General features: G+C 38.4%; 10 protein-coding genes. All 10 read left to right on the top strand.

Features of this window, described 5'->3' with window-relative positions:
* On the top strand, positions 1-638 hold a 638-nt coding region (pgk, locus tag D6734_01785), incomplete at its 5' end, for a phosphoglycerate kinase (GenBank protein ID RMF97606.1).
* A 15-nt stretch (positions 639-653) separates the two neighbouring features.
* Positions 654-1,418: a triose-phosphate isomerase gene (locus tag D6734_01780; GenBank protein ID RMF97605.1), complete on the top strand. Its 765-nt coding sequence runs from the start codon at positions 654-656 to the stop codon at positions 1,416-1,418.
* A gap of 1 nt (position 1,419) precedes the next feature.
* Positions 1,420-1,818 carry a preprotein translocase subunit SecG gene (gene secG, locus D6734_01775; protein ID RMF97604.1) on the top strand — a complete coding sequence of 133 codons (399 nt, stop codon included), beginning with the start codon at positions 1,420-1,422 and terminating at the stop codon, positions 1,816-1,818.
* A 5-nt stretch (positions 1,819-1,823) separates the two neighbouring features.
* The gene (gene gcvT, locus D6734_01770) at positions 1,824-2,927 is read left to right on the top strand and encodes a glycine cleavage system aminomethyltransferase GcvT (protein RMF97603.1); all 1,104 of its coding nucleotides are present in this window, start codon (positions 1,824-1,826) and stop codon (positions 2,925-2,927) included.
* A 33-nt stretch (positions 2,928-2,960) separates the two neighbouring features.
* Positions 2,961-3,356, top strand: coding sequence for a glycine cleavage system protein GcvH (gcvH, locus tag D6734_01765; GenBank protein ID RMF97602.1), 396 nt, complete (start codon positions 2,961-2,963; stop codon positions 3,354-3,356).
* A complete protein-coding gene (locus tag D6734_01760; GenBank protein ID RMF97601.1) occupies positions 3,353-4,711 on the top strand; it encodes an aminomethyl-transferring glycine dehydrogenase subunit GcvPA in 1,359 nt (452 codons plus the stop codon). The genes gcvH and D6734_01760 overlap by 4 nt, the downstream gene beginning before the upstream one ends.
* 14 nt (positions 4,712-4,725) lie before the next feature.
* Positions 4,726-6,192, top strand: coding sequence for a glycine dehydrogenase subunit 2 (locus tag D6734_01755; GenBank protein ID RMF97600.1), 1,467 nt, complete (start codon positions 4,726-4,728; stop codon positions 6,190-6,192).
* A gap of 327 nt (positions 6,193-6,519) precedes the next feature.
* Positions 6,520-7,386, top strand: coding sequence for a lipoate--protein ligase family protein (locus tag D6734_01750; protein ID RMF97599.1), 867 nt, complete (start codon positions 6,520-6,522; stop codon positions 7,384-7,386).
* The gene (locus D6734_01745) at positions 7,379-9,238 is read left to right on the top strand and encodes a hypothetical protein (protein ID RMF97598.1); all 1,860 of its coding nucleotides are present in this window, start codon (positions 7,379-7,381) and stop codon (positions 9,236-9,238) included. Before D6734_01750 ends, D6734_01745 begins: the two co-directional genes overlap by 8 nt.
* 75 nt (positions 9,239-9,313) lie before the next feature.
* Positions 9,314-10,171, top strand: a complete 858-nt coding sequence (locus D6734_01740; GenBank protein ID RMF97597.1) for a M23 family metallopeptidase — start codon at positions 9,314-9,316, stop codon at positions 10,169-10,171.
* Positions 10,172-10,183 lie beyond the last annotated feature (12 nt).

Below are 10,183 nucleotides of genomic sequence, written 5' to 3'. Positions count from 1 at the left end.
TCGAAAATCCTGATAAGCCCTTCGTTGCGGTGCTTGGTGGCGCCAAAGTTTCAGACAAGATACAGGTAATCGAAACACTTCTTGGTAAAGCTGATACAATGTTGATAGGCGGAGCAATGGCATACACGATTTTAAAGGCAAAGGGTATCAATGTAGGGAAATCTCTTGTAGAAGATGACAAGATTGATGTGGCAAACGATATATTGGAGAAGAGCAAGAGGGCTAACGCCGAATTCTTACTGCCTGTTGACCATATTGCGGCAAATGAAATAAGCGAGAATTCACAAACTGAAACGACATCGGATGCTGCAATTCCTGATAATCTGATGGGTGCTGACATTGGGCCACAAACAATCAATCTTTATACTGAAAAGATAAAGAATGCGGCAATGGTTGTTTGGAATGGGCCAATGGGAGTGTTTGAGATAGAGAAGTTTGCTGAAGGTACCAAGGCAATTGCTCAGGCAATAGCCGAATCAAAGGCAGTGAGCATCATAGGAGGTGGTGATTCAGCTTCAGCTGTAAAGAAGATGGGATTGAGCGATAAATTCAGTCATGTTTCAACAGGAGGTGGAGCGTCATTAGAGTTTTTGGAAGGAAAAGAGCTTCCCGGATTGGTGTCGCTCACTGATAAATAAAAGAGGAATAATGGAATGAGAAAAACAATAATCGCAGGCAACTGGAAGATGCATATGACAATTCCAGAAGCAATTAGTCTTGTCGAAGGAATAGCTGAAAAATGCAGTGATGCGGATAATGTCGAAATCATTGTTGCGCCGCCATATACTGCCCTGTATGCTGTACATCAAAAGATTGCTGATACAAAAATAAAATTGTCATCACAGAATATCTTTTGGGAGGAAAAAGGAGCTTTTACAGGAGAAATTTCACCGCTTATGCTCACAGATGCAGGATGCAGTCATTGTATTATTGGACATTCAGAAAGAAGACAATATTTCGGCGAAACCGATGAAACAGTAAACAAGCGCCTCAAAGCGGCTTATTCACATAATCTAATCCCTATATTGTGCATTGGAGAAACACTTGAAGAAAGAGAAGCAGAAAAGACTTTTGAGGTAATCGAAAAGCAGTTGAATGGAGCACTAAATGACATCGACAAGGAAACCTTTGCCAATACCATAATAGCTTATGAACCAGTTTGGGCTATCGGTACAGGAAAAACAGCAACGCCTGACCAAGCTCAGGAAGTCCATTCCTTTATTCGAGAAAAAATTGAAAAGAAGTATGGTGGAGAGGTTTCGGAGAATACATCGATTCTTTATGGTGGAAGCGTAAAACCGGAAAATATTTCAGGATTGATGGCTGAAGCCGACATCGATGGCGCTCTTGTCGGAGGAGCAAGTTTAAAAGTAGATAGTTTTGCAAGTATCGTAAAATTTAAAAAGGAAGGAAATTAAGATGTATACTTTTTTAGTGATATTTCATGTCATTGTCAGCATTTTCCTTATTCTTGTTGTTCTTCTACAGCAGGGTAAGGGCTCAGAAATGGGAGCCGCTTTTGGAGGAGCAAGCCAAACCCTCTTTGGAAGTTATGGTCCAACAGGATTTCTTGGAAAGTTGACAACTGCTGCTGCAACTATCTTTATGATAACATCTCTTATACTATCATCTCTTGCTTCAAGGCCCGGGACAGAATCTATAATTCCTGAGGTGGAAGAGGGGAAACCTGCTGCAGAGCAGACCGTTCCGCCTTCAAATAATGCCACGAAAAATAATGCCGCTGTTACAACTGAAACAGAAAAAAGTAAACAGACAGAATCTCTGCCTGCTGAACAAATTCCTCAGGAAGGCAAATAAGAGATATGTCAGGAAGCGCAGAAAGTCCCAAAAGAACACCTCTTTATCCTGTCCATTTGAAGTACAATGCAAAAATAATAGATTTTCACGGATGGGAGATGCCTGTATATTATACAGGTATTCGTGATGAGCATCTTACAGTGAGAAGCAAGGCAGGCATCTTCGATGTGAGCCATATGGGATATGTATCAGTATCTGGTAAGAATGCCTTGGATGCAGTGCAAAAGGTATTTACAGCAGACGCAACGAAAATGAAGAATGGCGTAGTAAGCTACGGACTTCTCTGCAATGAGAAAGGCGGAATTGTTGATGATGTAACTCTTTTCAAGATTGGTGAAGAAAGCTATTTTTTCTGTGTCAATGCATCGAATGTGGAGAAGGATTATGAATGGATAAAGAAAAATAGCGGTGATATTGCAGAAACAAAAAATGAAAGCACTGAGAAGGGTATCATAGCATTACAGGGACCTATGGCTGATGAAATACTTGCGAAGGTAGCAGAAGATGCTGATTTGAAATCACTTCGTTTTTTTCATTTTACTGAGGGAAAAATAGGAAATGATAATGTAATAATATCTCGTACTGGATATACAGGGGAAAAGGGATTTGAATTTTTTTTCCAGAGAAATCGTGCTGAAACAATATGGAATTTGCTGATGGAAGCAGGAAAAGAATATGGACTGAAGCCTGCAGGATTGGGTGCAAGAGACACATTGCGCCTCGAAATGAAATATACTCTCTATGGAAACGATATTGACGACTCAATAACACCCTTAGAAGCATGCCTTGAGAGGTATGTGGATTTTGACAAGGGTTTTTTCGTTGGTAGAGACGCCCTTTTAAAGCAGAAAGAGGAAGGAATACCGAGAAGACTTGTTGGTTTTAAGATGATTGACGCAGGCATACCACGGCAGGGCTATGAGATAATTGCAGATGGAAATATTATTGGAAAGGTTACGAGCGGGAATAAATCATTCTCAACAGGTGATTCAATAGGTATGGCTTTAGTAAAAACAGAATATTCTTCTATTGGAACATCTTTTTTTGTTTCCATAAGGGGTAAGAATTTGAAAGCGGAAGTTGTGAAAACGCCTTTTTATAAAAAATAGTATGGAAATATAAAATAAATAGGAGGAGATTAAATGAATTGTCCTGAAGATTTAAAATATACAAAAGAACATGAGTGGGCAAGAGTTGAGTCAGAGAACGAAGTAAAAGTAGGAATTACCGACTATGCGCAACAGGAACTTGGAGATATCGTTTTTGTTGAACTTCCTGAAGAAGGCGCTGAAGTTACGCAGGGTGAAGTTTTTGGATCCATCGAGTCAGTAAAAGCCGTATCAGATCTTTATTCACCTGTGACTGGAAAAGTTTCAGCAGTCAATGGAAGGATAGCTGATGAACCGGAATTGGTAAACAGCGATCCTTATGGTGAGGGTTGGTTGCTTTCAGTCGAGATCGACGATAAATCACAGCTCGATTCACTTTTGGATGCTTCAGCTTATATTTCCTATGTAGAAGAGGAAAAGAAAGAGTGAAATATATTCCTAATACTTCCCGTGACAAGGAGAAGATATACAAGAAATTGGGAGTTTCCAGTTTTGATGAGCTCCTCGAGGATATTCCAAAGGAGCTTATTTCAGACAAAAGGATCGATATTCCGGGACCTCTCAGTGAGATCGAAATTGAACGAAAGTTAGAAAGCCTTTCAGCTCAAAATGCGCCTGAAAAGAAGATCTTGAGCTTTGCTGGGGCAGGTGCTTATGACCATTATGTGCCTGCACATATTGAAACGATTATATCTCGGTCGGAGTTTCTTACGGCTTACACGCCTTACCAACCTGAGATTAGTCAAGGCACTCTTCAGACAATCTATGAATATCAGAGTCTGATATGCGAGTTGACAGGGCTCGATGTGTCGAATGCATCGATGTATGATGGCGCATCAGCATTGGCTGAAGCTGCATTGATGGCTTCACGGATAAAAAAGAGAAATAAAATTCTCATCGCAGGTACAGTAAATCCCTCTTATGTAAAAGTGGTGAAGACTTATTTGCAGGGGTTGGAGATAGAAGTATTGACCATACCGCAGAAGAATGGAATCTTGGATATCGATGTTTTTAAAGAGCTAATAGATGAAAATGTAAATGCCTGCGTGTTTCAGTATCCTGACTTTTTTGGTTCAATTCAAGATATCGATGAATACTGTGAAATTGCATCATCAAAGGGTGCTCTGAAAATATTTTCGGTTGACCCTATAGCGCTTGGAATATTGGAAAGCCCGGCGGCTTTTGGCGCAGATATAATCACAGGCGAGGGACAGCCAATGGGGATACCTCTTTCCTTTGGAGGTCCTTATCTTGGCTTCTTCGCATGCCGTAGAGAGTATGTAAGGCAGATGCCGGGAAGGGTAGTTGGCGCAACAACGGATAAAGAGGGAAGGCATGGTTTTGTTCTTACCTTGCAGACGAGAGAACAGCACATTAGACGGGAAAAGGCAACATCGAATATCTGTTCGAATCAAGCTCTGACAGCATTGGCGGCATGTGTATATCTGGTAAGTTTGGGAAAAGAAGGAATTAGAGAAGTTGCCCTGCAGTGTCTATCTAAATCTCATTATGCGGCAAAATCTCTTTGTTCCATCAATTCTGAAATTGAGTTGATTAATGATAAGCCATTCTTCAAGGAATTTGCTTTGTCACTTCCTGTCTCGGCAAGGGATGTGATAGAAAGAATGAGCATAAGCGGAATTATTCCGGGAGTTGCATTGTCGTCTTTTTTCGATAAATCATACGAGAATATGCTTTTAGTGGCTGTGACAGAAAAAAGAAGTAGAGAGGAAATTTCATCACTTGTCAGCGGATTGGACAAGACAATAAAACAATTATACTGAGAAGAAATTATTAGATGTCAGAAAAGAATTCAAGCAAACTGATTTTCGAATACAGCAGGGAAGGGAAAAAGGGTTATTCTCTTCCTCAGCTCGATGTACCTGAAGTCGATATTGAGAAGGTTGTCCCTGAAAGGCTTTTGAGAAAGAAGCCCGCACAATTGCCTGAAGTTTCTGAACCGGAAATAATAAGGCATTTCATCAATCTATCAAGAAAAAATTACAGCGTTGATACGGGATTTTATCCTCTCGGTTCCTGCACAATGAAATATAATCCCAAAATAAATGAAAAGATGTCTTCTCTGAAGGGCTTTAAAGAGCTTCATCCATTTGCTTTAGAAGAAAATTGCCAAGGTGCACTTCAGATAATGTATGAGCTTTCTGATATGCTTTCAAAAATCAGCGGAATGGATGCTGTTACCCTCCAACCTTCTGCAGGCGCACAAGGTGAGCTTTGCGGGACAATGATTATTCGGGCATACTTCAAGGATAAAGGGGAGAAGAGAGATGAAATAATTATTCCTGATTCTGCGCACGGCACAAACCCTGCAAGTGCAGCTCTTGCAGGAATGAAGGTCAGGACGGTCAAATCCTCTGAGAAGGGAGAACTCGATATTGACGAACTTGAGAAAGCTATAACTCCTGCCACAGCGGCTTTAATGATAACCAATCCAAATACACTTGGCTTTTTTGAATCTGGTATTCAGAAGATTTCCTCTATGCTTCATAAAAATGGCAGTCTCCTCTATATGGACGGCGCAAATCTAAATGCTATGTTGGGTTTTCTCAAGCCGGGAGATATGGGGTTCGACATCGTTCATTTCAATCTTCACAAGAGCTTTTCAACTCCTCACGGGTGCGGAGGCCCCGGCGCAGGACCTGTTGGCGTTAAGAAAGAGCTCTCTGATTTTCTGCCTGTACCTCGGATAGTTAGAAAAGGTAATCATTTTCACTTTGATTGGGAACAAAAAAAATCTATCGGCAGACTTCATTCATTCTATGGAAATTTTCTCGTAATGGTAAGAGCATATGTTTACTTGCTGTCCGTTGGAGAAAAAGGACTCAGAGAGATAAGCGAAAATGCAATTTTGAATGCAAATTATCTTAAAGAGTCATTGAAGAACTATTATGAACTACCTTATGACAGGAAATGTATGCATGAATTTGTGCTCTCAGGCTCGAAACAGAAAAAGAAAGGTGTAAAAACGCTCGATATTGCCAAACGGCTAATGGATTACGGCTTTCATCCCCCTACGATATATTTTCCTCTTATCGTCAATGAAGCGCTGATGATTGAGCCCACTGAAACTGAAAGCATCGAGACTCTTGATGAATTCATCGAGGCAATGATAAAAATTGCTGAAGAATCGGAAACAGAGCCGGAAATCGTCAAAAATGCCCCCCACTCTCTTTCTATATCAAGGTTGGATGAAGTAAAGGCGGCTAAGCAGCTTGATTTGAACTATTACGCAAGAAAGCAGTAAACTCTATTCCCATCCCGCATCTTCTTATTTTCGACCACCTGCATCATCTTCAAGAGCGCAAAAGAGGATTGATTTAGGAAATATATGTTATTGCATAAACCAGTCAAAGTATTGCGCTATGATATAGTTATATCGAGTTGTTTAATGCGGGCATACGCTTATACATACATACTGTAAAAATACCTTTGAGCAATAATTTGTATTAATAATTTATTCTCCTATGAATGTGCCAAAAGGGAACAATCGAGTAAGTCAACTATGGACATTATTTGAAAAATTGTGAAGATAGTAATAATTTCGATTTTTTAAATTGGAGAAGTTCTTCTTATGTTGAATTTTAAATCAATTGAAAAAAAATTGTCGCAAAAAAGGTGGCGTTTGATTGATTCAGGCGCAGCAGACTCCTATTTCAATATGGCCGCAGATGAATATCTTATGCATTTCTCAAAGGAGGAAGAAATACCTACTTTGAGATTTTATGAATGGAAACCATCAGGAATATCAGTAGGTTATAACCAAAAAGTTAAACTGTTTCTTGATGTTGATTATATAAATTCCTGCGGCTTTCAATGGGTAAGAAGAATTACAGGTGGTGAAACAGTCTTTCATCATAATGACCAAACCTATTCAGTTGCTATTCCTGCAAATATGCTTCCTCAGCCAAAGACGAAGAGTCTTTATTTTTTTATTCATATGATGATTGCCGAAGCATTGAAGAGACTCGATATTGATGTAGATGACCTTTTGCCTTCAAATCGCAATCCAAATATAAAGTTTTATAACTGCTTTGTTTCAAAGTCCGACTATGAGTTGTCTTGGAAGAGAAGAAAATTTGTCGGGAGTGCACAAAAGAGGAGTAAAGGAGTGTTTCTTCAACATGGCGCCATAATGCTCGATGTGGACTATTTTCATCTCGATAGAATCTTTCTTAAAGAAGGAAATTTGCCGATAAGAGGTATTGAAAAATTGAAGGAGAATCTTTGCGGATTGAGGGAGATATGCGGGGAAGTAATTGATAGAAAAAGATTAAAGACGGAGATAACAAGGACTTTTGAAAGATATGGAATAAAGTTCATCAAAAAACCTTTTTCCAAAGAAGAAATTGACGAGATTAACTTAATAAAAAATTCTAAATACAGTCTTCCTGAATGGAATGAAGAAGGGATTATAAGGGACAAAAAAGAAGATGGATAAGAAAAAATACATCAAAGAAAGCGCCCAAAGGGCACTGCAAAAGGGGGATGTTAAAAAAGCGCTAAAATTTTATGAAGAGCTCATTGAATTAGACCCTGACGATATGCAGGCGCGAAATACGCTTGGAGACATCTATTCAAGAATTGGGATGAGAGATGAAGCGGTGAAGTGCTTTACCTATATTGCAAAAGAGATGTCTATGCGGGGATTTTATCATAAAAGCATCGCTATGATGAAAAAAGCGTTGAGGATAGATAAGAATGACCCTCAAATATACATTGTAATGGCTGATGCATATTCGGCGCTCAAACTTATAGGGGAAGCAAGAAACTGCTACAATTGGCTATTAGATTACTATTCAAAAAAGAAAGACAATATCAATAAGATTGAGATATTGAAGAGACTCTATGAGTTGACGCCAAATGACCCTGCAGTTAAAAGAAATTTAATGGATTCACTTGCAGAATATCCTGCAAAAAGTGATGCGGCAGAGCAATTTTTCAAAATAGGGATTAACAATTTTGAGGCAAAAAATTACTCTGAAGCTTACAGCAATTTCATAAAATGCCTTGAATGTGCTCCAGACAATTTGGAAGCATCTCTTTATGCTGTGGAATGTCTTATCAAAGAGGGCAAAATTCATCAGGCTGTCGAAATAGCAAAAAAATACAACATAGCAAAAATTGAAAACACAAAGGCATGGCAGTTGTTGAGCAGAATATATTACGCTTCTGAAGAGTATGCTGAAGCGCTTTCGATGGTAAAAAAGGTATTAGAGAAGGACAAGGAGAACATTGAATATAGGAAACTTCTTGGAAGAGTTTATGCAAAACTTGGTAGAGACGAGGAAGCTAAGAATGTTTTCAAAGAGCTTCTCAAAGAACTAATTGATTCGAAAAAGTATGAAGAATTTTTAGATGTTTGCTCTGAGCTCGATGATGAGGAGATACTGAGCGTTGAGATGAGAGAGAAAAGAGCAGAAATTCTAAAAATTACGGGTGATATCAAAGGAGCTGCGCAGGACAATCTATTTATTTCTCTCTCATATGAAAGTGATAAGAAACTCAGAAAAGCTCTCATCTATGCTGAAAGGGCATTAGAACTTTGTCCTGATGATGAATCAATAAGAAAGCAAGTCGAATCTCTGAAGAAACAAATTGAGGAAAATGAAAGTAAAGCTGCTTTACCTCAGAAGGCAAAAATAGAAAAGGAGAAATCTTTTACTGTTCAAAGTGAAAGATTAGGCAGTAGTAAGGGAGAAGAGGCAGACATTTCAAAAAGGACAACTAAATTTAATAATGATGAAAAAGAAAGCTCTTCTTTCTTCAATCTTGCAGAAGAGTTAAAGGTAGATATAGAAGGTAAAAAAGAAAGGAAAAACAAGGATTCAATAAGCAATGGAGAGCCAATCGTTGTTGATGAAATTCTCAGAGATTTCAAAAGGGCAGTTGAGTGCACAATAGAGGATAAGGATATGCAAACACACTTCGACCTTGGCATTGCATATATGGAAATGGAGCTTTTTTCGGAAGCTATAGAAGAATTCAAAAAAAGTATCAATGATGAATCCTTGTATGTTGATAGCTTGATTTTTACAGCAAAATGTGAATTTTCGCTTGGAAACAGGGAAAAAGCGATAGGATTATTGGAGGAAGGTATAAATCGATTCCCCAATAAGGATGAAAATTATTTACTTCTTCAATACAATAAAGCTCTTCTTTATGAATCGATGGATTCAAATGATAATGCTCTGCAAATATACGAAGAAATATTAGAAGAAAACCCATTCTTCAAGGATGTTAAATCAAGAATTAATCAAATTCATAAAAAAATAAAAATTGCATTGCCTTGACAAAATTCTTCTTGTATGGAAATACATCACTCCTGTAAAATTATAGATAATTGCAATTAGGTGGATGTTTGTTTTATGAATGAAAGATTGAAAATTTATCTTTATGCTTTTTGTATAGTATCTTTGCTCCTAATCGTTGGAGGAACAGGATTTCTGTTAGGCGTGAAGCATGAAAAGACTGTGCAGAGGTTGGATACTGATTTCCTGAAAAAAAGAAATGAACTTTTGCAGAATGAAAATCAAAAATATAGAGAAGATATCTATCTTCTAAAAATGCAGGCAGAGAGGGTAAATGATTTCGAAGAAAAGCTGAAAGATATTTTTGGTTTAAGTTCGGTAAAAAACGCTGATAAAGACAATAGTGGTTTGGGAGGTCCGGAAGAAACGAGTAAAGACAATGTGATTTATAATTTTTCCTTCTACGATAAGGGAGCAGAGAATCTTTACGACACATTGTTGGATAGAGAAAAGGTGTTTTCTGATATAACCAACTTTTTTGACAAGAGAAAGTTTTACAGAAGCTATCCGCCTTTTGTCTATTCGTTTCTCCCTGTACCGGGAAGAATCAGGTCACGCTATGGTACGAGAATCGACCCTATAACAGGAAAAATTTCATTTCACAAGGGCGTTGACCTCTCTTCTCCATATTGGACTCCTGTCAGGGCAATTGCTGATGGAAAGGTTCTCTTTGCCGGCTATGACTATTCTGGTTACGGAAGAAAGGTAATAATAGACCATGGAATGGGATTTGAATCTCTCTATGCCCACAATGTCAAAATAGCTGTGAAAAAGGGAGATATTGTGGAAAAGGGAGAAACAATTGCCTATGTCGGTTCAAGTGGAAGAACAACAGGACCACATCTTCATTTTGAGTTGAGATATAATAACAGGACGGTGAATCCTCTCTTATATTATTACAAGAACAGAGGATGATTCAATACTTTA

This window comes from Candidatus Schekmanbacteria bacterium, assembly GCA_003695725.1.
GTDB lineage: Bacteria > Schekmanbacteria > GWA2-38-11 > GWA2-38-11 > J061 > J061.
The sequence above is the reverse complement of the archived record's forward strand: the minus strand, read 5'-3'. Positions and strand labels throughout refer to the sequence as shown.

Excerpts from the sequence above, each read along its gene's own strand:
- D6734_01780 (RMF97605.1), top strand. The coding sequence starts at position 654 with ATGAGAAAAACAATAATCGCAGGCAACTGGAAGATGCATATGACAATT.
- secG (RMF97604.1), top strand. The coding sequence starts at position 1,420 with ATGTATACTTTTTTAGTGATATTTCATGTCATTGTCAGCATTTTCCTT.
- gcvT (RMF97603.1), top strand. The coding sequence starts at position 1,824 with ATGTCAGGAAGCGCAGAAAGTCCCAAAAGAACACCTCTTTATCCTGTC.
- gcvH (RMF97602.1), top strand. The coding sequence starts at position 2,961 with ATGAATTGTCCTGAAGATTTAAAATATACAAAAGAACATGAGTGGGCA.
- D6734_01755 (RMF97600.1), top strand. The coding sequence starts at position 4,726 with ATGTCAGAAAAGAATTCAAGCAAACTGATTTTCGAATACAGCAGGGAA.
- D6734_01750 (RMF97599.1), top strand. The coding sequence starts at position 6,520 with ATGTTGAATTTTAAATCAATTGAAAAAAAATTGTCGCAAAAAAGGTGG.
- D6734_01745 (RMF97598.1), top strand. The coding sequence starts at position 7,379 with ATGGATAAGAAAAAATACATCAAAGAAAGCGCCCAAAGGGCACTGCAA.
- D6734_01740 (RMF97597.1), top strand. The coding sequence starts at position 9,314 with ATGAATGAAAGATTGAAAATTTATCTTTATGCTTTTTGTATAGTATCT.